17 protein-coding genes are annotated in these 21243 nt (G+C 41.4%); 6 read left to right on the forward strand and 11 right to left on the reverse strand.

Going from position 1 to position 21243, the window contains the following annotated elements; all coding sequences use genetic code 11:
* Positions 1 to 13: 13 nt before the first annotated feature.
* A complete protein-coding gene (locus tag HW279_RS00450; RefSeq protein WP_178957549.1) occupies positions 14 to 748 on the reverse strand; it encodes an ABC transporter ATP-binding protein in 735 nt (244 codons plus the stop codon).
* An 85-nt stretch (positions 749 to 833) separates the two neighbouring features.
* Positions 834 to 1739 (reverse strand): ABC transporter ATP-binding protein, encoded by a 906-nt coding sequence (locus HW279_RS00455; protein ID WP_178957550.1) that lies wholly within the window; start codon positions 1737 to 1739, stop codon positions 834 to 836.
* Positions 1740 to 1831: 92 nt separating this feature from the next.
* On the opposite strand from HW279_RS00455, the gene HW279_RS00460 reads away from it, so the two are divergent.
* On the forward strand, positions 1832 to 2161 hold the full coding sequence (locus tag HW279_RS00460) for a DMT family transporter (protein ID WP_178957551.1): 330 nt from the start codon (positions 1832 to 1834) through the stop codon (positions 2159 to 2161).
* A gap of 7 nt (positions 2162 to 2168) precedes the next feature.
* Here the strand turns inward: HW279_RS00460 and HW279_RS00465 are convergent, their stop codons facing one another.
* The 4 genes from HW279_RS00465 to HW279_RS00480 form a co-directional block, all read right to left on the reverse strand.
* Positions 2169 to 2726: a hypothetical protein gene (locus HW279_RS00465; protein ID WP_178957552.1), complete on the reverse strand. Its 558-nt coding sequence runs from the start codon at positions 2724 to 2726 to the stop codon at positions 2169 to 2171.
* 114 nt (positions 2727 to 2840) lie between these two features.
* Complete coding sequence (locus tag HW279_RS00470) at positions 2841 to 3770, reverse strand: HlyD family secretion protein (protein ID WP_009412152.1); 930 nt, start codon at positions 3768 to 3770, stop codon at positions 2841 to 2843.
* Complete coding sequence (locus HW279_RS00475) at positions 3767 to 5059, reverse strand: TolC family protein (protein ID WP_178957553.1); 1293 nt, start codon at positions 5057 to 5059, stop codon at positions 3767 to 3769. The genes HW279_RS00470 and HW279_RS00475 overlap by 4 nt, the downstream gene beginning before the upstream one ends.
* Before the next feature lie 110 nt (positions 5060 to 5169).
* Positions 5170 to 5787, reverse strand: a complete 618-nt coding sequence (locus tag HW279_RS00480; RefSeq protein WP_178957554.1) for a TetR/AcrR family transcriptional regulator — start codon at positions 5785 to 5787, stop codon at positions 5170 to 5172.
* A 951-nt stretch (positions 5788 to 6738) separates the two neighbouring features.
* Here HW279_RS00480 and alaS point away from each other — a divergent pair.
* The 3 genes from alaS (at position 6739) to rpsA (ending at position 11985) form a co-directional block, all read left to right on the forward strand.
* Complete coding sequence (alaS, locus tag HW279_RS00485; protein WP_178957555.1) at positions 6739 to 9372, forward strand: alanine--tRNA ligase; 2634 nt, start codon at positions 6739 to 6741, stop codon at positions 9370 to 9372.
* Positions 9372 to 9935: an ACP phosphodiesterase gene (locus tag HW279_RS00490; RefSeq protein ID WP_178957556.1), complete on the forward strand. Its 564-nt coding sequence runs from the start codon at positions 9372 to 9374 to the stop codon at positions 9933 to 9935. Before alaS ends, HW279_RS00490 begins: the two co-directional genes overlap by 1 nt.
* Before the next feature lie 289 nt (positions 9936 to 10224).
* Positions 10225 to 11985: a 30S ribosomal protein S1 gene (gene rpsA, locus HW279_RS00495; RefSeq protein WP_178957557.1), complete on the forward strand. Its 1761-nt coding sequence runs from the start codon at positions 10225 to 10227 to the stop codon at positions 11983 to 11985.
* A 152-nt stretch (positions 11986 to 12137) separates the two neighbouring features.
* On the opposite strand, the gene typA is transcribed toward rpsA, so the two are convergent.
* Positions 12138 to 13943 (reverse strand): translational GTPase TypA, encoded by a 1806-nt coding sequence (gene typA, locus HW279_RS00500; protein WP_009418049.1) that lies wholly within the window; start codon positions 13941 to 13943, stop codon positions 12138 to 12140.
* Positions 13944 to 14095: 152 nt separating this feature from the next.
* Between typA and HW279_RS00505 the strand changes: the two genes are divergently transcribed.
* Positions 14096 to 15352, forward strand: a complete 1257-nt coding sequence (locus HW279_RS00505) for an ABC transporter permease (RefSeq protein ID WP_178957558.1) — start codon at positions 14096 to 14098, stop codon at positions 15350 to 15352.
* Complete coding sequence (locus HW279_RS00510; protein WP_178957559.1) at positions 15327 to 15776, forward strand: acyl-CoA thioesterase; 450 nt, start codon at positions 15327 to 15329, stop codon at positions 15774 to 15776. The genes HW279_RS00505 and HW279_RS00510 overlap by 26 nt, the downstream gene beginning before the upstream one ends.
* Before the next feature lie 69 nt (positions 15777 to 15845).
* On the opposite strand, the gene HW279_RS00515 is transcribed toward HW279_RS00510, so the two are convergent.
* From HW279_RS00515 to HW279_RS00530, 4 genes are all read right to left on the reverse strand, one after another.
* Positions 15846 to 16460 (reverse strand): hypothetical protein, encoded by a 615-nt coding sequence (locus HW279_RS00515; protein WP_178957560.1) that lies wholly within the window; start codon positions 16458 to 16460, stop codon positions 15846 to 15848.
* 6 nt (positions 16461 to 16466) lie between these two features.
* Positions 16467 to 17777 carry a phenylacetate--CoA ligase family protein gene (locus HW279_RS00520; RefSeq protein ID WP_178957561.1) on the reverse strand — a complete coding sequence of 437 codons (1311 nt, stop codon included), beginning with the start codon at positions 17775 to 17777 and terminating at the stop codon, positions 16467 to 16469.
* Positions 17778 to 17857: 80 nt separating this feature from the next.
* Complete coding sequence (locus tag HW279_RS00525) at positions 17858 to 19861, reverse strand: hypothetical protein (RefSeq protein WP_178957562.1); 2004 nt, start codon at positions 19859 to 19861, stop codon at positions 17858 to 17860.
* Positions 19862 to 19950: 89 nt separating this feature from the next.
* A complete protein-coding gene (locus HW279_RS00530) occupies positions 19951 to 21204 on the reverse strand; it encodes an NAD(P)/FAD-dependent oxidoreductase (protein WP_178957563.1) in 1254 nt (417 codons plus the stop codon).
* Positions 21205 to 21243 lie beyond the last annotated feature (39 nt).

The raw sequence follows: 21243 nt of genomic DNA on the forward strand, positions 1-21243 counted from the left end.
GCCCCTACGGGGGTTATTCATTACGTTTTGCTTTGCGGGCGAGCTGGTAGAACACCTCGTCCATTGAATGGGTGTTGAACTGTGATTTAAGGTGGGTGGGCGTATCCATTGCTTCCACTTTGCCATCGACCATTATGCTGATGCGGTGGCAATACTCGGCTTCGTCCATATAGTGGGTGGTGACGAATACGGTGATGCCCTGCGCGGAGGCCTGGTATATCATATCCCAGAACTGACGGCGCGTTATCGGGTCTACGCCACCGGTAGGCTCGTCGAGGAAGACAATTTCGGGACGGTGGAAGATAGCCACCGAAAAGGCGAGTTTCTGCTTCCAGCCCAGTGGTAGCGACCCTACGAGTTTGTTGGCTTCAGCCTCCAAGCCGAGCTTGGTGATAAGGTCGGTACTGCGGGTTTTGATTTCCTTGCGACTCAAGCCATAGACACCTCCGTAGAAGGTGATGTTTTCCTGCACGGTGAGGTTGTCATACAACGAAAACTTCTGACTCATATAACCGATGTGCTTTTTAATCTGCTCTTGCTCTCGATAGACATCAAAGCCTGCCACGGTAGCCTCGCCTGAGGTGGGGTAAGAGAGTCCGCAGAAGATGCGTATAGCGGTGGTTTTCCCTGCGCCATTGGCACCGAGGAAGCCGAAGATTTCGCCTTTTTCAACGGTAAGGGAAATGTTGTTCACGGCTTTGAAATCGCCGAATTGCTTTGTTAGGTTATGACAGTGGATTGCGTTCATTTGTTAATTTGCCGATTTGTCAATTTGTTAATGTTGCCCCCGTTCCCCCGAAGGGGGACAAGCCGGAAAGGCGATAAATATTGCTTTAATTTTCTTCCATTAGGCGGATAAAACTGTCCTCGATGGTGGGGGTAATGGCTTTCCATTCGAGGTGGGGGAAGGTAGTTTTCAGCTGTTGCTTGAATATGGGAATGTTGGTGTTTTCCTTGAGAGTAACGTGTAGGTACTCGCCAAAGGGGTAACAGCTATCAATGTTGGGGTGCTCGCGCAGGTGCTGGAGCAGTGCGTATAGGTCGGGAGCCTTGATAGCATAGAGTGCGGTGGGGTACTGAGCGATGATTTGCTCGGGGGTGCTGGTGGAAAGCACCTTGCCTGATTGTATTAAGGCTATGCGGTCGCACAGGCTGGCTTCGTCCATATAAGGGGTGGAAACCAGAATGCTGATGCCTTGCTCCTTTAGTTTTTTCAGCATCTCCCAGAACTCTTTGCGTGAAACCACATCTACCCCCGTGGTGGGCTCGTCTAACAAGAGGACTTTGGGCTTGTGAATGAGAGCGCAACATAGGGCTAACTTCTGCTTCATTCCCCCTGAGAGCTTGCCCGCGCGGCGGTTGCTGAAGGGCTTTATCTGCTCGTAAATGTCCTTAATAAGGTCGTAATTCTCGGCGATAGTCGTACCAAAAACGGTTGCGAAGAAGGTGAGATTCTCCTCGACAGTGAGATCTTGGTAGAGAGAGAAGCGCCCAGGCATATAGCCGACGTGCTTTCGGATTTCCTTATAATCTTTTACAATATCCCAGCCCTCTATGGTAGCCGTGCCCTCATCGGGGAGGAGGAGGGTGGTGAGCATACGGAAGACGGTGGTTTTGCCTGCCCCATCGGGACCGATGAGCCCAAAAAGCTCGCCTTTTTTGACTTCTAAGGAAAGGTGTTGCACGGCGTGGGTATCGCCGTAGGACTTGCTGAGGTTATGGATATTTATGCTTGTCATTTTATTAATTAGGTGTGAGCCACATAGGCTGTTTCTTGTTTTCTATTGTTAAAAAAGGTTGTACTTTTGCCACGAATTTAGATATTATACTTATGCATTACCTATACCTCACTTTAGCGATTGTTTTAGAGGTCTTAGCCACTGCTCTTTTAGGTAAATCGGAAGGGTTTACCAAGTGGTTGTTTGCCGTAGGCTCGCTGTTGTCTTATGGTGTTTGTTTTTATTTTTTATCCTTAGCCCTCAAGAATATTCCGCTGGGGGTAGCCTACGCTATCTGGTCGGGAGTAGGGATTGTATTGACAGCCATTGTAAGTATTCTCGTTTTCAAGAGCAAAATAGATCTCCCTTTTGTATTGGGTTCCCTGCTTATCATTGTTGGGGTGGTTGTGATTAACCTCTTTTCAAAAACAAATGGACACTGATTTTTCCTTATTTTTTATTGTTTCTTCTTGTTATCAAAATAAATACTACGCATATTACCAGTCCTACAAGAGCGGGTTTGGCTACTGACCAACCGCTTGCACCACTGCTCACCACGCTCCATAACAGTTTTAAAAGCGCTGCTAACACTATGGTGTAGAGCAATAAGCGCCATTTTCTCTTCCACGCTGAGACTATCAGCAGATAGAAAAAGAGCGGTATTGTTAGCGAGAAAAGTATCTTTTTTGCGTCCCACGCACCTTTGAGGTAGTCCATTTCGTAGGCTAAGAAGCCGAGCACCTTAGGGTCGGTTTGTTGTGGGATGGAGAACCAAAACATACTAGTAAATAGGCAAAAGATACTCAATGACACTCCTGCATACGATTTCCTCAAAGCAAAATACACCATAGGCACGATAAAGAGTGGACGGACATACCAGCTCAATATATTGTGATGTCGCGCAAAAGTCCACTCAAAAAAGGAGTCATTAGTGAGAAAGACTACTATAAAAACTATGGTAAGCAGGACGAAAACCGTTGCTATTACTTTGTCGTATTTCTTTAACATAGGGTTGTATTTGTTAGTAAGCTACAAAAAATGTGCTAAGAATGTGAGCTACAAGCTCTATTCTTGATAGACACGAGCCATAGGCTCGCGCCAGCGGGGGGGTGTAGAGCGAGGTTATTTGAATAGCACTTCTCCGTACATTCCTATCTTTAAAAAGCCGTCGTTTTTTACTTTGACTTTGATAGCATAGACGAGATTGGCACGTTCGGATTTGGTTTGAATTGTTTTGGGGGTGAACTCGCTCTTTTGGGATATCCAGATTATTTCGCCTTGATAGGTGCGGTATTCGCCTTTTCCGGCATCGGTGCGCACGGTAACTTGCTGTCCTAACTTGATTTGGGATAGTTGGTCACCGGTGATGTAGGCTTTTAGGGTTAGTACGTCGGTATTAGCGATTTTATAGAGAGGTTTTCCAAAGGTCTGCATTTCTCCTTTTAGGGCGTAGTTAGTAAGCACAGTGCCCGCAATGGGGTTGATAATATCACCCTGATTGATTTGTTCTTGAACGGCTTCGGCATTCTTTTGCAAAGGAGCTTCTTGGCTGAGTACGTTGCGGTTCTGGGTGTTGATATTGGTCAGGCTCACTTTGAGTTGGTTTTCGGTTACGGCTATCTGCTTGCGAAGCTGGTCGATGAGGGCGGAGAGGTCGTCCAATTGCTTTTGTGTGGCAGCCCCACCACGTACTAAGTTTTGTGTACGCGTAAGCTCACGTTCCTGTTGGGCGAGTTGTGCGCGCTGTACTTCGAGTTGGCTACGAATGAGCGCCACCTGGTCGGCAGGGTTTAGGGTCTTCTCTTTGAGGGAGGCAATAGTAGCCTCGACCTGCTCTTTTTGGAGCTTGAGGACTTCGACATTTATTTGCCCCACCTTTTGACCTTCGGTAAGAGTTTTGCCTTCTTCTACATCGTAGTCGATGAGTTGCCCTGTTTGCTGGGCAGAAACGATAACTTCGTCGGCTTCGAAGTTACCAGAAGCGTCGAATTTGTTCTTATTATTGCAAGCTATTAAAGCTATCAATGTGGTAATAAGTGCTATCTTTTTCATTTTCCTGTAATTAATTGATGATTCTCTTGAGCTTGTAGGAGTTGTATTTGGTGCAGGATAAGGGTTTGCTGGGCAAGATGCCAAGCATTGACTTTCTGCAAGTATTCGTGAGTGGTGATAACCCCGTTATCCAACTGGACTTCGGCTGCTTTGGCGACGGAATTGCGCAGGGTTACTGATGTTTCGTCTTGTTCTATCAGCTTTTGTAGTTTTTTGAGTTGCTCGGACTGCTGAGTGAGTTCGAGTTTTGTGTTGAGTAAGAAGGCTTGGCGGTCGGCTATGAGGCTTTCGTGGTTGAGGCGTAGGATATGTCTCTTACTTGAAAGGTTGTATAGTGGACTTAGATTCCACTGCAAACGAAGCCCCGTGATGTAGTAGAAATCCGCTTGGTTGCTGAGCATATTGAGTGTGGGACGCCCGTAACCGCCTTGAAAAAAGGCACTGAGCTTGGGTAGGAACTCGGTGTTGAGCTGTTTTTCTTGCGCTTTGAACAATGATTCCTGTAGCTGAAATCCTTTGAGTTCAGGACGAAAAATTTCGGTGGATAGGGTTTGAGACTGGGATTGAGGCGCAGGCTGTGTGAGCTGGGAAGCGTTGGTGAGCTCTTTGCCTATGAAAGTAGACAGCATTTGCAAGTAGGTAGCTTGTGCGGCTTCGTACTCGGTGGTTTGCATTGTCACACGGAGGATTTCGGCTTTCAGCTCGTTGACATTGCTAGGGAGGGTAGTTCCGTTTTTTAGGGCTACTTCTGCTTTGCGGAGTTGTGACTCCAACGTTTCGATATTGAGACGGTTTTGAGAGAGTTGTGCATTGATGAGTAACACCCCAAAATATAGGTTGCTCACGCGTTGTTTTAGGGTGTACAATTGGGTTTCGACTGCTTGCGCTTGGACGGCACTCTGGGCTTTGGCGATAGCCTTCTGACTGTGAATCGCACCACCCCCGTAGAGGAGTTGGCTCACCTCGCCTACTACCTTATATTGCTCTTTGTCGATGGTAGGTAAAGAGACGTTAGGAGGCAGTGGGAGTGCTCCTGCAATGGTTTTAGAGAGGTCGGTTACTTCCGACTGGTAAGTGGCTTGCCCTAAGATAGAAACCTGCGGGAGATAGGCACGGTTTGCATTGGCAAGGGTATAGTCCTCAGTTTTGGCTACCAAATTGAGTTTTTTGACGGTAGGGTAATTCTCACGAGTAAGACGGTAGCAGTCCTCCAAAGAAAGGATAGCCTGCGCTTGCGCAGTGAGAGTGAAGGCTATAGATGCGGTGAGTGTTAAGATAAGGTGTTTCATAATAGCAAGCCATAAAACAGAGTAAAAGACTGATGAATTAAGGCTTTTAGGGGTATTATAGTGTTAATAAATTAGTTTAACCATTTGGTTAGAGTATAGATAAAAAAATGTTATTGCTTATACAGTATACCCTTAATCCATTGGGGGATAAGGGTTTTACGCTGGAGCATTAGGGCTTTGTACTGTTCTTCGGATATGTTGATAATTGAGGTTAGGATAGGTTTTGCAATGAAAGGAAATATTACCAACCCGATGACGTTTAGGATAGCTTGCATTAGGTTAGGCTCTGTGATTTCGCCACGAGCTACGGCTTCGGCGTATTGACGAGTGAGTACAGAGTGAGTAAGTGCCTCTTTAATAGGGTTTTGCTCTACAAATGCTTGCGGGTTAGGACGCACCTCATTGAGTATAAAGGTAGGTAATTCAGGTTCTTTGAGGAGTAAATCGACGTAGTTAGAGACGATGAGGTCTATTTTCTCATCGAGAGAGGTACTTTCGTCGTTCAGCATAAGGTTTACTCCTTTAAAGAATTGCGCCATTGTTTCCATCATTACCATTTCAAAGAGTTTTTCTTTACTACGAAAATAATAGTTGAGCATTGCGTGGTTGATACCCGCTTCTTCGGCAATGTCGCGAGTGCGTGTGCCTGCAAAACCTTTCTGGTGAAAGACTTTGCGGGCAGCAGCTTTGATGCGTTCTTCGGTGCTTATATCTTTTGTCTTCTTCATCGTTACTTCTGATTTTTCGGGGGCAAAGGTACAACAAGTTTTTGAATTAACCAAATGGTTAGAACAAAAATTTAATTTACATAGTACATAGACAGTAGTAACAAACTAAAAGTCATATATTTACATATAAAAATAAAATCTATGAGTAGGTGAAAAATTAGCAAATTAGCAAATTAGGGAATTAGCAAATGGGAAGTGTAGTTAATGATTAATGGTTAATGATTAATGGTTAATGATTAATGATTAATGATTAATGATTAATGGTTAATAGTGAAATTGGGAGAGAATTATAGAAAGCTTATAGGATAATTAAACAATGAGTGGCTTTTCAGTGGCTTTTCAGTGGGTCTACAGTGGGTCTACAGTGGGTCTACAATGGCTCTACAGTGGCTCTACAATGGGTCTACAATGAAGACTGACCAAAGATTAATTGAATACTAACTGAATAGCAATTGAATTTAGAATATTACTAATATCAATCAAGGGTTGAATTAATTGATGTGAGAAGAGTGTAGCTTACGCTACAGAAATCTTACAAATCTTTACAAATAAAACAAATAGTCAGTAAGCTATCTGAAAGTCTCGCAAAGACTTCACGGATTACACAGATTTAGCACAGATAATTCTTTTGTAAAACATCATTATTCTGTGGATTGATCAGTTAAAGCTGAGGGGGAAATTAAGAGTGTAGCTTACGCTACAGAAATCTTACAAATCTTTACAAATCTAACAGATAGTCAGTAAGCTATCTGAAAGTCTTGCAAAGACTTCACAGATTACACAGATTTAGCACAGATAATTCTTTTGTAAAACATCATTGTCCTGTGGATTGCTCAGTTAAAGCTGAGGGGGAAATTAGCAGATTAGCAAATTTGTGAATTTGCTAATTAGTTCGTACCTTTGCGCCCTGAAAATGTTAATTATTAACTGTCAATTGTTAGTTGAAAATATATGACTTCGCAAGAAATAAGAGAACAATTCCTAAAATTCTTTGAAAGCAAAGGGCACACTATTGTCCCCTCGGCTCCTATGGTGGTTAAAAACGACCCTACCCTGATGTTTACCAACGCTGGTATGAACCAATTTAAAGAGTTTTTCCTTGGTAATGCTAAACCTAAATACAAACGCGTAGCCGATACTCAAAAGTGTTTGCGCGTATCGGGTAAGCACAACGATTTGGAAGAGGTAGGTCGGGACACGTATCACCACACGATGTTTGAGATGCTTGGCAACTGGTCGTTTGGTGATTACTTTAAAAAAGAAGCCATTAGCTGGGCGTGGGAATTGCTCACCGAAATATACAAAATTCCCAAAGAAAACCTCTATGTAACTGTTTTTGAAGGCAGTGAAGAAGACGGTGTGCCTTTTGACCAAGAAGCCTATGATATATGGAAAGAACGGATTGCCGAAAACCATATACTTCTCGGAAATAAAAAAGATAACTTTTGGGAAATGGGTGACCAAGGTCCTTGTGGTCCTTGTACCGAAATTCACGTGGATATCCGTTCGGAAGAGGAGAAAGCCAAAGTGCCAGGTCGCGACCTTGTGAATAACGACCACCCTCAGGTAATTGAGATTTGGAACAATGTGTTTATGGAGTTCAACCGTAAAGCCGACGGTAGTCTCGAAAAACTACCTTCTCGCAACGTGGATACAGGTATGGGTTTTGAACGCCTCTGTATGGTTTTGCAGAAGAAACAATCAAATTACGATACCGATGTGTTTACCCCACTCATTCACAAAGTGGAAGAGATTACCCAAAGTAGATATACCTCAGGCGACCGTGTAACTGCTGAACAAGAACAAGTAAACATTGCCATTCGTGTAATTTCCGACCATATTAGGGCTGTGGCTTTTGCTATTACCGACGGTCAGTTGCCCTCTAACAATGGTGCTGGTTATGTGATACGCCGTATTTTGCGCCGTGCTATTCGCTATGGCTTTACTTTCTTAAATCAAAAAGAACCGTTTATCTACAAATTAGTAGAGACACTCTCTAACCAAATGGGAGGTACTTTCCCCGAATTGGAGAAACAACAATTCCTGATTATGAGCGTCATAAAAGAAGAAGAAGCCTCTTTCTTGCGCACGCTTGAACAAGGTTTGCTAATGCTAGATGTGATGATACAAAACAGTCCTGGCAAGCAACTATCGGGCGGTAAAGCCTTTGAATTATACGACACTTATGGCTTCCCCAAAGATTTGACAGCACTCATTCTTTCGGAGAAAGGGCTCACTATGGACGAAGCTAGTTTTGAAGAACAATTACAAAAACAAAAAGAGCGTTCACGTGCAGCAGCTCAAATAAAAGCTGACGACTGGGTGATACTCCGCGACGACGATGAAGAGGAGTTTATAGGTTATGATACCTTAGAGGCTGTGGTGCGATTGGTGAAATACCGCAGAGTGGAAAGTCAGAAAGACGGTACACACTTTCAGTTAGTGTTTAATACTACTCCTTTCTATCCGGAAGGAGGTGGACAAATAGGCGATAAAGGTACACTCCAAAGTGCTAACGGTGAGCTTATCTATATTTTAGATACCAAAAAAGAAAATAACCTTATCATTCACATTTCAGAACACCTGCCTACTAATTTAAACGACCCTTTCAAAGCAGAAGTACATTCAATATCACGTGAAATGGCAGAAGCTAACCACAGTGCTACCCACTTGTTACATCAAGCTCTGCGAGAAGTGTTGGGTACACACGTTGAACAGAAGGGCTCTCGTGTAGCTCCTGAAACTTTGCGCTTCGACTTCTCTCACTTTGCTAAACTTACTGAGGAAGAGCTCAAAAAGGTAGAACAATTAGTAAACAAACGTATTTTTGAGAAAATTCCTTTGCAAGAGCATCGTAATATTCCTATGCAACAAGCAGTGGAATCAGGAGCTATGGCACTCTTTGGTGAAAAGTACGGCGATCGTGTGCGTATGATTCAGTTTGGTGATAGCAAAGAGCTTTGTGGGGGAACTCACGTAAAGAACACAGGCGATATTTGGTATTTCAAAATCATCTCAGAAGGTGCAGTAGCAGCAGGTATTCGCCGTATTGAAGCGATTACCCGTGGAGGAGCTATGAAGTATTTTACAGAACAAGAACAGCTGGTAGAACAAATAAAAGAAACGCTGAAAAACACCCAAGACCCTGTAAAAGCGATTACGCACTTGCAAGAAGAAAATGCAGCTTTACACAAAGAGCTTGAACAGTTGAGAAAAGAGCAAGCTAAGCAACTTAAAACAAATTTAAAAGCTGAATTTACAGAAGTAAATGGTGTTCAGTGTCTCGTAAAACAAGTAGATGCAGAAGTGGCAACTCTCAAAGACCTTGCTTTCGAGTTGGGTAATGAGGTAAAAAATGCTTTTGTATTCTTTGCATCAGCTCACGAAGAAGGCAAAGCACTCTTGTTATGCTATATCAATAAAGAATTGGCACAAGCCAAAGGATTAGATGCTGGTAAGATAGTACGCGAGCTGGGTAAATACATTCACGGAGGAGGTGGCGGACAGCCATTCTTTGCAACCGCAGGAGGTAAAAACCCCAGTGGTATTACCGAAGCACTTTCTAAGGTAAAAGATTATTTATAATGAATTTTTTAGCTCATATCTACCTTTCAGGCGAAGGCGATGAACTGCTTACTATTGGCAACTTTATCGCCGATACCGTACGAGGCAAAGAATACTTACAATACCCCGAAGCAATGCAACGGGGTATTTTATTACATCGCAGAATAGATACTTTCACTGATGCACACGCCATTTTCCGGAAAAGTAAACACCGATTGGTGCCTACTTACAACCATTACGCGGGGGTGTTGGTAGATATTTTTTACGACTATTGTCTTGCTAAACATTGGAAAGAATATTCCGATAAATCCTTAGAACAATATGTTCAACACTTCTACGATGCCTTAGAACGCCATCAGCACTTGCTCAACGATAAAGCTCAAACTTTGAGCAAATACATCATTGCCGAACGTTGGTTAGAAAGCTATCAAACTTTTGAAGGCATCTGCTCCATATTATACCGAATGGATAGGCGTACAGGCTTTGTTTCGAAAATGCAATATGCCATAGAAGATTTAAAAAGAGATGAAAAATTATATGAAAAAGAATTTACTCAGTTCTTTAAAGAAATACAAATGATGTAATTACAAAAACTTTTCAGTAGAATTGATTGTTTCTTAGTAACATTTCTACTTAATACAATATTCATATAATTATCTAATAAACAAATAGATACACATTTACAAATAAAAAAACGTCTTCAAAAATCATAAAATTATTTGGCTAATTCAAAGATTATTTGTAATTTTGCCATAATTTTTTAAGGGCATAGAGTATTAATTTATCATTATTGTTTCATTCTTTCCTATTAGAAATAGCCCTACTAAAATACTCTCGTTCCTAATTAGGAAATACAAATTTTATTATCAGCAAATGGCTGAAAACACTCAAAATCCAGAAGAGTTCTTACAGAACTTTGATTGGGACAAATACCAAGAAGGTATTGACAGCGTACAAGAAGACCAATTGAAAAACTTCGAAGAATTGGTTAAAAACAATTTCGTTGACACTCAAGACAATGAAGTAGTAGAAGGAGTAGTAACTCGTATCACTGACAGAGAAGCAATTATTGACATCAACGCTAAATCAGAAGGCGTTATCTCTCTCAACGAGTTCCGCTACAACCCGAACCTCAAAGTAGGTGACAAAGTAGAAGTGCTTATCGATATCCGTGAGGATAAAAACGGTCAGTTAGTACTTTCACACCGCAAAGCACGTACGCTTAAAGCTTGGGATAGAATTAACTTGGCACACGAAAACGGCGAAATCGTAAACGGTTTTGTAAAAAGCCGTACCAAAGGCGGTATGATAGTAGATGTATTTGGCATCGAAGCATTCTTACCTGGTTCACAAATCGATGTGAAACCTATCCGCGATTACGAACAATTCGTAAACAAAACAATGGAATTCAAGATTGTGAAAGTAAATCACGAGTTCAAAAACGTAGTGGTTTCTCACAAAGCACTCATCGAAGCAGATATCGAAGAACAGAAGAAAGAAATCATCAGTCAGCTCGAAAAAGGACAAGTACTCGAAGGAGTTGTAAAAAATATCACTTCTTACGGTGTATTTGTAGACCTTGGTGGCGTAGACGGATTGATTCACATCACCGACCTTTCTTGGGCTCGTATCAATCACCCAAGCGAAGTGGTATCGGTAGACCAAAAATTGAACGTAGTAATCCTCGATTTCGACGACAACAAATCACGTATTCAATTAGGTTTAAAACAGCTTAGCAAACACCCTTGGGACGCTCTTGCTGATGACCTTAAAGTAGGCGATAAAGTAAAAGGTAAAGTAGTGGTAATTGCCGACTATGGTGCTTTCGTAGAAATCGCTGATGGTGTAGAAGGTCTTATCCACGTTTCTGAAATGTCTTGGAGTACTCACTTACGTTCTGCTCAAGATTTCGTAAAACTCGGCGACGAAGTAGAAGCTGTTATCTTGACTCTCGACCGCAACGAGCGCAAAATGTCTTTGGGTATTAAACAACTTACCCCAGACCCTTGGATTAACATTACTGAGAAATATCCAGTAGGTTCTAAACATACAGGTACTGTTCGCAATTTCACTAATTTCGGTGTATTCGTAGAACTCGAAGAAGGTATTGATGGTCTTATCCACATCACCGACCTTTCTTGGACTAAGAAAATTAAACACCCATCAGAATTTGTAAACTCTGGTGATAAGATTGAAGTAGTAGTGCTTGAATTAGATCCCGAAGGACACAAATTGTCATTAGGACACAAGCAAACCACTCCTAACCCTTGGGACAAATACGAAACTGAATTTGCGGTAGGTACAGTTCACAAAGGTACTATTTCTAAAATGGTAGATAAAGGTGCTACTGTTCCTTTCAACGACGATATCTTAGCGTTTGTTCCTTCACGTCACTTAGAAAAAGAAGACGGAAAGAAATTGGGCAAAGGAGACACTGCTGATTTCAAAGTGATTGAATTTAACAAAGAATTTAAACGTGTAGTAGCTTCTCACACTGCTATCTTCAAAGAAGAAGAAGAGAAAATAGCTAAAGAAGCTGCTGTAAATACCAGCTCATCTACAGTCGAAAAATCAACACTTGGTGATCTTGAAGCATTACAAGAGTTGAAAGACAAGATGGAAAAAGAGAAGTAATTTAGTTTTTTTCATAATTTTTTGTTTTAATGAGGAAAAGTCGTTGCTGGGAAGTGACGACTTTTTTTATTATTTATCATCTATCTATTATTCATAAAAGAAAGCCTCAGTATATAAAAACACTGAGGCTTTCTTTTATTAAATATTGGAGATTACTTAAACTCCTTTTCGTGGCGTTTGCGTTCATTCTCATCTAAGTAGATTTTACGTAAGCGCATATTTTTAGGAGTTACTTCTACATACTCATCTTTTTGGATATATTCCAAGGCTTCTTCTAAAGAAAACTTAATAGGCGGTGCTAATTTTACTTTTTCATCAGAGCCCGCAGCACGTACGTTAGTAAGTTTTTTAGTCTTCGTTACATTTACTACTATATCTCCACTACGAGAGTTTTCACCGATTACTTGTCCTGTATAAATATCTTCACCAGGGAAGATGAAGAATTTGCCTCGGTCTTGCAATTTGTCGAGAGAATAAGGTATAGCAGTACCTTGTTCCATAGAAATAAGCGAACCATTAATACGCCCTGCTATTTCACCTTTGAAAGGTTGGAACTCCAAGAAACGGTGGTGAATAATAGCTTCACCAGCAGTAGCTGTAAGCAATTGGTTACGCAAACCAATGATACCGCGAGAAGGAATGATAAACTTAATAATCATACGTTCACCTTTAGGTTCCATACTTAGCATTTCGCCTTTGCGGAGGGTAACTAAATCGACTGCTTTACCACTTACATTCTCAGGCAAATCAATAGTAAGTTCTTCTATAGGTTCGCATTTCACTCCATCAATCTCTTTGATGATAACTTGTGGCTGACCAATTTGCAATTCATAACCTTCACGACGCATTGTTTCAATGAGTACTGAAAGGTGCAATACCCCACGACCATAAACGATAAACTTATCGGCACTATCAGTAGGTTCTACGCGTAAAGCAAGGTTTTTTTCTAATTCACGCTCTAAACGTTCTTTGATATGGCGAGAGGTTACAAACTTCCCGTCTTTACCAAAGAAAGGAGAATCATTAATAGTAAATAGCATACTCATAGTAGGTTCATCGATAGCGATAGTAGGGAGCGCTTCAGGGTTTTCGTAATCGGCGATAGTATCACCAATTTCAAAGCCTTCTAAGCCTGCAATCGCACAAATGTCGCCTGCTTGTACTTCTTCTACTTTCTTACGACCTAAACCATCAAAAATGTGTAATTCTTTAATTTTAGATTTTATGATAGTTCCATCGCGTTTCATCAGTGAAATATTCATACCCGATTTTAGTGTGCCACGGTGTAAGCGACCAATAGCAATACGTCCTGTAAAGGTAGAATAATCTAATGAAGTGATGAGCATTTGTAAGCTACCCTCTTCAATTTGAGGAGCCGGAATATGCTCTACCACCATATCAAGTAGAGGAGCAATACTATCAGTTTTCTTATGCCAATCTTCTGACATCCAGTTTTGTTTAGCTGAACCATATACGGTAGGAAAATCTAACTGCCAATCTTCAGCACCGAGTTCAAACATCAGATCGAATACAGCTTCGTGTACCTCATCAGGAGTACAGTTTTCTTTATCAACTTTGTTGATTACCACAATGGGTTTCAACTTCATCTCTATAGCCTTTTGGAGTACAAAACGCGTTTGTGGCATAGGACCTTCAAAAGCATCAACAAGCAAGAGCACGCCATCGGCCATATTGAGTACACGTTCCACCTCCCCACCAAAGTCGGCGTGTCCAGGTGTATCGATAATGTTTATTTTGATGTCTTTATAAACTACTGAAACATTTTTAGAGAGGATAGTAATTCCTCGTTCGCGTTCGAGGTCGTTATTATCTAATATCAGTTCGCCTGAATCTTGATTTTCGCGGAAGAGAGCGCAGTGGTGTAAAATCTTGTCTACTAAGGTAGTTTTGCCGTGGTCTACGTGGGCAATAATAGCTATATTTCTAATAGCGGTCATAGATATAATTTGTGTTTTAAAAATTTGAGGGTGCAAAAGTACGAAGTAATTAGCAATTTAGCAAATTCGTAAATTGACAGTTATTGCCTTTTCTGATATTATTAGAATAATTTGGTATTTATTTACTATCTTTGCCCCCTATTCAAACCGTTATGTTTCAATCTATAAAAAAAGAAGCCTTATTGCTACTGCGCGATATGGGGGCACTTATCATTCTCTTCGCGATGCCATTGCTATTGGTAGTAACCATTACGCTTTTGCAGGACGGGGCTTTTAAGAATATCAATGAGCAGAAAACAGCCGTTCTGTTAGTGGATAACGATGGCGGTGAAATTGCCGAAAATATCAGTAAGAGTTTAGAAAGAAGTGCTTTCGAAATGGTGAAAACGCTGGACGGAAAATCTATTGACGAAGCTATGGCGCGTGAACAAGTGCTGAAAGGCAACTACCTACTGGCTATTGTAATTCCCACTGAACTCTCCTCCAGCTTGCAAAATAAAGTGCAACAGAATGTTGAGACGATTATCAGCACTTTTGCAGGCGAGACCGTAACGCCTACTGAAACGGCTTATACTACGAAAGAAATACGCCTTTATTTTGACCCGACTTTACAGACTTCGTTTAAAGAAAGCGTGAAGAGTGGTATTGACAAATTGCTATACCAAATAGAAAATCAATTTATTTATAAAGCCTTTGAGAGTCAGTTAGAGGAAGGAGTAAGTTTACCTAAAACTGAGGCGTTAGTGAGTTTTAGAGAAATCAACCCTAATACGGCTACTGTTGCTATCCCCAACGCCACCCAGCACAACGTACCCGCGTGGGCTCTTTTTGCTATCTTCTTCATTACCATACCGCTATCGGCGAGTATTGTAAAGGAAAAAACACAAGGAACGGGACTCCGACTCTTCACGAGTCCCCTACCCTACTGGGCATTACTCACTGCTAAAATCATTGTTTTCTTGATGATTAGCTTACTACAATTTGCTTTGATGGTAGTAATGGGCGTGTTCGTATTTCCTTACTTAGGCTTACCAATGTTAGAAGTGAGCGGTAAACTCTTACCATTGTTATTAGTCGCGACAGTGTCAGGGCTTTCGGCGATAGGTTTGGGAGTACTCTTAGGTACTTTGACAAAAACACAAGAACAATCAGCGCCTTTGGGAGCTACCCTCACGGTGCTTTTTGCAGCCATTGGGGGCGTGTGGATACCTACCTTTGCAATGCCTCATATTATGCAATTACTTTCTAATATTTCCCCTATGAACTGGGGCTTACAAGCCTTCTACGAGGTATTACTAAGAGGAGGCTCTGCGAGTAGTTTGTTGCCTAAAATAGGCGCTTTACTGCTCTTTTTCATCACTTGTATTCTTATCTCTATTTATTATGACAAAGCCAAAAGAAACGTATAAACCTGCGAATTTATCTGAGAGTCTTATTATTACGGTACGCTTCAGCGAAACCGACCCGCTTGGTATTGTGTGGCACGGCAACTACATCAAATATTTTGAAGATGGACGGGAAGCGTTTGGCAGAAAATACGGTATTTCTTACCTTGATGTAGAGCGCGAAGGCTATGCAACTCCTATTGTAAAAAGCGTATGCGAACACAAGAAAATGGTGCGCTATGGTGAACGTTTGCGCATTGATACTCACTATATCCCTACCAATGTAGCGAAACTCATCTTTCAGTATTTTATCTACAATGAAGCCAATGAGTTGGTTTGCACGGGAGAAACTGTACAGGTATTTACTTCTCTAAAAGATAATAGCTTATCGCTGTATAAACCAGCGTTTTTTGAAGAATGGGAGAAACAAATAACAAGTAACAGGTAACAATACACTTTGTCAAAGTCTTAGAGACTTTGACAAAGTGTATTGAAGTTAAAAGTGTTGTAATTATTATTATTTTTTAAGGCGTTTGATGATGAGCTTTCCAAAAGATTTAGCGGTTTTCTCAAAGCCTTCTCCTATACGCAACTCATTACTGTAATTATGTCCTATTTGGTCGCCTGGGGCTTCGATAGAGCGTATTTGGTATAGTACATTTTCCTTGTTGTTAGTTTCTACAAAACTGAGTACAGTAGTTACTTTGGCTTTTTGTTTCATTACCCAAGCATCCCATCCTGGATATATCCATTGGGCATCTACAATAAGGGTATAGGCTGCTTGAGGAGCATCTTTTTGAAATACAATTCCTTTAGATTCAGTAACTGTACGCCTCATCAAGTCTAAGAACTTAGGCTCCCAAAAGGTTTCTCTCGCTCCTTCCCATTTCTTCAGCCAATTATCTCCCTCACCTTTATTCCTGTTGTTAAGAAATTCGCGACGTTCATCTACGTATTCTTTTTCGGTAACATTGTCTTTCATTAGTCGCAAATTATCGTATTTGAACTCTACATTCACAACTTTTTGATCTTTTAGAAAAGATAAATTACCTCTTTCTTCTTGAAAATCTTGTGCGGTTACAGCTAAAGTAACGCACAAAAATAAGACTGCTAATAATTTTTTTGTCTTCATATATAATTAATTTAACGGTTTGCGTTTATCTACAAATTTCATCGGTTTGCGACTACCCAACGGATAGAGCTGTTGCTCAATCAGGGCGATGTCGCAGAACTCAATCTTAGGTACTACCCTGAGTTTAGCGCGGAAATGATGACTTATTTGCTCGCGAAGGGCTTCGGTAGGGTTTTTTGTCCCTATTTTGATAAGAATTTCATCAGTGAGGATATCATTGGTATTGATTTCTATAATGTAATTCTCTATGGCTTCAAACCCCGTAAGCAAATCCATTAGAGCTGGCGGGTAGAGGGTCGTTCCTTTGTATTTAATCATCTGCTGTTTGCGACCCAGTACAGGACTCACACGTGCCGTATGTCGCCCGCACTTGCAAGGGGTGCTGTGCATCGCTACTATATCGCCTGTGCGAAAACGCAACAATGGCATACCTTCCACTCCCAAAGTAGTGATCGTGAGCTCTCCACTCTCACCATCAGGTACGGGGTGTCCTTCGTCGTCTAATACCTCGGTGATGATGAGCTCAGGGTGGTGATGCCCTCCGTGTTGGTACTCACACTCGGTGAAAGTAGTGCTCATCTCGGTAGAAGCATAAGTGGAGTAAAGTTGCAATCCCTGCCATTTTTCAGTAATCTTTTTTGCTAAGAGTGTAGGGCTAAAATCCTGATTACGCAATGCCTCGCCTATACACACCACTCCTTTTACGGAAGAAGCGCGATAGTCAATACCATTCTTTTCGGCATATTCTATCATTTTCAGCACAAAGGAAGGAACCGCAATAAGGTATTTAGGCTCGTACAATCGAATAGAATCCCATTGCAATTCGGGTATTCCTGCCCCTACCCTAATGATGCTTGCTCCCATTTTGCGTATGCCTAAGAAATAAGCCAAGCCTGCCATAAAACGGCGGTCGATAGTGGTCATCAGTTGGACTACATCGCCTTTTTGAATGCCTGCACAAGCTAATGAGATAGCTTCGTTGTACGCCAAACGGTCTAAATCCCTGTCAGTGAGACCGAAAGTAACAGGCGTTCCCATAGTGCCTGAGGTAGAAGCATAGTCTACAATAGCAGTTTTAGGTACGCAGAGAAAAGCGTCGTTCTCGCGTTGCAAATCATCTTTATGGGTTGTGGGTATTTTTTGTAAATCGGCAAGGGTGCGGATATCCTCTATACGGATATGGTGCTTGCGGAAGAGATTTTGATAAAAAACCGATTTTTCATTGAGATATTGCAATAGCTCTCGCAGTTTTTCTTCTTGAAAAGCGATAATCTCGGCTTCCGATTGGGTTTCTATGGTTGGAATAAGTGCACTCATTATTTTTGTTAATAAAACTTTACCAAAGGTTCTAATGTCCGTGCGACTCACACCTTTGGCAAAGTTGTATGTAAATTTCCTTATTTAAAAAGTCGTTTTAAGGAATTTAAGAATCCTTTTTCTACCACATCGATACCGATACCGAAGTTGCTATCAGCCATAGTGTGATAATCTTCGCGGATAGGTTCCAATTTATCTAATGGCAATTCGATATTCGTGAGCGGATTGTACTCCACAATCACCTTACCAGAGTTTTTAGTAATAAACTTTTGGGTTTTATGAGTAAAATACTCGTTTTCGATATCACACTCTTGTACGGTATATTTTTCCTTAGTATCGATATTTTCATCAGTTTTGAGCTCTATTTCGTAACGCTCGCTATCGAAGTTATGCCAAAAGCTCGCATCACTGTGCTGGTGTTCACGAATGCTGTTTTTCAACACACTACCATCGTAGTACATCAAGAAACGACGACCTTCATTGTCTATAAAATAAGGCTGTTCAATAGTTGCTTCGTACTTCACTACAAATTCATTTTCCACCTTATCGTCCTTCACTATTTGCAAAGTAGCATCTTTGAATATCTCGCGAAAATCTTTGCCTTTACGGTCGTTCACATAGTTGAGCGCATAAAACAAGGAGTTGTTCCAGCTGTCCAAACGTTCATTTTTGTTGCTCGACTTGAAGTAACCACGCATAGAGTTTGCACGATTGTAACGATAAGTAGTAAGCAGTTCTATTTTGCCCGTATTGCCTTTGGCTTCTAAGGTGATGTGCTCATCTATACAAAAATTGTCGAAATAGGTAGGTTTGCGCACTTGTAACTCTTGGTTAGGCAATATCTCCATAAAGTGACAAAAAGAAATCACTGCGCGTTTCTCCAATTTACCAAACTCATTACGAGCAGTTGCATCTACAAAGTATTCTTTACCCTTGTAATTGATTTTCACCACTACGTGATTGAACGAAAGTAACGAAGGGAGATAGAATTGCAAGTAATAATCAGAATTGTAGTTCACCAATATCACTGAAGCCTCTACACCGAGATAGTTGAGGATAGATTTCAACAATACGCATTTCGCTTTACAATCACCTTGCTTATTTTGGTAAGTAAGTGCAGGTGCTTGCGGTTTGTGTCCATTCATCTCATCGGCGTTGTACACGTAGTAGATGTTGTTTTGTACGAACTCTATAGCGTATTGCAATTTCTCGTCGAGGGTAGCCATACCGTTGAGTTTCTCCACCAAATCGGGGGCAAAATCAGCGGGTTGTGCTTTGAACACTTCTTCGTAAAGCGGATAGATATAGTTAGAAAGTTCTTTCCAAGTACTATCAGTAGCGAAGTCTATAAAAGGGAAGATTTCGCGGTTAGGGTCTACTGGGTTGATATAGTTTTCTTGTACTATTTCAAATGCTTCACCTTGTGCTAAGTATTTCACCTGACTTGGGATTACGTTGCCTTGCTCGTCGCGGAAAAACACATCTTTATAAGCCACGCGTTTGTCGCGATTGTTGATGAGCTTGAAGTGGTATTTGCCGTACGCCCAGTAAGTATCAGGGGTTACATATACGTACTTCATAAAGTCCCGACGCAAGAACTCTTTCTCAGTAAATACCTTTTCTTTGGTGTCTTCCAAAATGAGGATATCGTCTAAGTGAAGGTCTTTGATGGAGAAGTTCAGTTTTTTAGAACTGCTGATAATACCACGACCGCTTTGTCCTTCGTTGTCCAATACTTTTATAGTAGTATCAGCTGTTTTGTCAATTAACTGACCGTTGCGATACACACTGATGTGGTGTATACTGAAATACTCATTTTCTTCGAGTATCATATCGTACATTGAAGCGCGTTCCAAGTTTTCGGGTTGGGTAAGGGTATAAGCCATCAACGTATAGTCAGAAGTACTATTATCGTCTATTTTGCTGTATTTATGTAAGAAATAGCAGTAGTCACGCCCCTCGTCGGTTTGTTCACGAGAGAAGTCAGTCTCTACTAAAAGTTTTTCCATTTCACTATCCGAAAGGGAATTTGTCCAATCTTCCGCTTCTACAAAGCGGTACAATTCATTTTCTTCTGTTTGCACTTTTTTAGTTTAGAGTTTAAAATTAAGAGTTATGAGAATATTTAAGTGGGCACAAAGGTACTACTTTTTTACCGTTCAGCCAAAAAAGTTTATGCCTCTTTCATTCCCAAACCGTTATCAATGGCATATGCCATATTTTCAATGATATGCTTGTGTTTGGTTACAAACGGATTAGTAGTATCCCACACGTAACCCGCAAGCACCGAACATATCTTCTTCTTCACCTCTTCATTTCCTGGCTGATGAAAGAAAAGCGTTTGTAAATTGCCGGTATACCATTCTCTTACATAAGAAGTAAACACGTCTATACCACGTTGCATATACTCGGCGTATTCCTTTTGCCAATCTACTTTTTCACCCGCAAGTTCCCGTTTTACCAATTTAGCCGCCAACATCCCCGATTCGGTAGCAAAAGCCACTCCTGAGGAGAACACAGGATCTAAGAACTCGGTACTGTTGCCCGTGAGCACAAACCCTTCGCCAAAGAGTTTTTTCACCGAGCAAGAATAACTTTGTATCTTATTGGGCTTAAACAAAAAATCCGAATGTTCAAAGCGTGGTCGGTAGAAGTCAGAACGTTTGATTGCTTTGCGAAGTGCTTCTTCGGTATCTCCCGAAGCCGACAAAGCGTTGATATAGTGCGTAGGTCCTACAATGCCCACACTGGTATTGCCGTTAGAGAACGGAATTACCCATAGCCATACTTCACGCTCCAATACATCAAATGAAATAAGCGTACCTTCTTCACCTGCAGGACGTACCTTATCCTCTTTGATATGAGTAAAAATAGACGAGTGGTCGTCTAACTTCGAAGGCGAATTAAGGTCTAGCAAGCGAGGCAACACCCTCCCATAACCACTGGCATCAATTACAAATTTAGAAGTAATTTCGCTCTCCTCGCCATTAGCGTCTTTCACCGTAGTAACCTGATGGTCGGGGAAGAATTGCACTTCGGTAACTTCGGTTTCAAAAGTGAGATTTACCCCTTTTCGAATGACCTCTTGTGCCAAAACATTATCGAAATCGGCGCGAGGCACTTGCCACGTCCAATCCCAACCTTTGCCGTATTTTTTACCAAAATCAAACTGACACACTTGTTCGCCACGAATAAAACGGGCACCCCATTTTACTTCGTACTTTTGGGCTTCCAAGGCTGGCATAAAACCCGCTTCCTCAAAATGATCCATCACGCGCGGAATAAGGCTCTCGCCTACTACCAAACGCGGGAATTTAGTTTTCTCTACCACGCGCACCTTCACACCGTTGTTGTGCAAATAGGCTGCTGATACACAACCCGAAGGACCTGCGCCAATTACCAATACATCTGTTACTTCTTTTTTCATAGATACTCTTTTTTAAAAGTATGGGGACAAATATACTAC

Source organism: Capnocytophaga sp. oral taxon 903, assembly GCF_013394785.1.
Classification (GTDB): Bacteria; Bacteroidota; Bacteroidia; order Flavobacteriales; family Flavobacteriaceae; genus Capnocytophaga; species Capnocytophaga ochracea.

Excerpts from the sequence above, each read along its gene's own strand:
- HW279_RS00530 (WP_178957563.1), bottom strand. The coding sequence starts at position 21,204 with ATGAAAAAAGAAGTAACAGATGTATTGGTAATTGGCGCAGGTCCTTCG.
- HW279_RS00470 (WP_009412152.1), bottom strand. The coding sequence starts at position 3,770 with ATGAAAAAGATAGCACTTATTACCACATTGATAGCTTTAATAGCTTGC.
- HW279_RS00450 (WP_178957549.1), bottom strand. The coding sequence starts at position 748 with ATGAACGCAATCCACTGTCATAACCTAACAAAGCAATTCGGCGATTTC.
- alaS (WP_178957555.1), top strand. The coding sequence starts at position 6,739 with ATGACTTCGCAAGAAATAAGAGAACAATTCCTAAAATTCTTTGAAAGC.
- HW279_RS00510 (WP_178957559.1), top strand. The coding sequence starts at position 15,327 with ATGACAAAGCCAAAAGAAACGTATAAACCTGCGAATTTATCTGAGAGT.
- HW279_RS00505 (WP_178957558.1), top strand. The coding sequence starts at position 14,096 with ATGTTTCAATCTATAAAAAAAGAAGCCTTATTGCTACTGCGCGATATG.
- HW279_RS00490 (WP_178957556.1), top strand. The coding sequence starts at position 9,372 with ATGAATTTTTTAGCTCATATCTACCTTTCAGGCGAAGGCGATGAACTG.
- HW279_RS00455 (WP_178957550.1), bottom strand. The coding sequence starts at position 1,739 with ATGACAAGCATAAATATCCATAACCTCAGCAAGTCCTACGGCGATACC.
- HW279_RS00475 (WP_178957553.1), bottom strand. The coding sequence starts at position 5,059 with ATGAAACACCTTATCTTAACACTCACCGCATCTATAGCCTTCACTCTC.
- HW279_RS00515 (WP_178957560.1), bottom strand. The coding sequence starts at position 16,460 with ATGAAGACAAAAAAATTATTAGCAGTCTTATTTTTGTGCGTTACTTTA.
- typA (WP_009418049.1), bottom strand. The coding sequence starts at position 13,943 with ATGACCGCTATTAGAAATATAGCTATTATTGCCCACGTAGACCACGGC.
- rpsA (WP_178957557.1), top strand. The coding sequence starts at position 10,225 with ATGGCTGAAAACACTCAAAATCCAGAAGAGTTCTTACAGAACTTTGAT.
- HW279_RS00465 (WP_178957552.1), bottom strand. The coding sequence starts at position 2,726 with ATGTTAAAGAAATACGACAAAGTAATAGCAACGGTTTTCGTCCTGCTT.
- HW279_RS00520 (WP_178957561.1), bottom strand. The coding sequence starts at position 17,777 with ATGAGTGCACTTATTCCAACCATAGAAACCCAATCGGAAGCCGAGATT.
- HW279_RS00480 (WP_178957554.1), bottom strand. The coding sequence starts at position 5,787 with ATGAAGAAGACAAAAGATATAAGCACCGAAGAACGCATCAAAGCTGCT.
- HW279_RS00460 (WP_178957551.1), top strand. The coding sequence starts at position 1,832 with ATGCATTACCTATACCTCACTTTAGCGATTGTTTTAGAGGTCTTAGCC.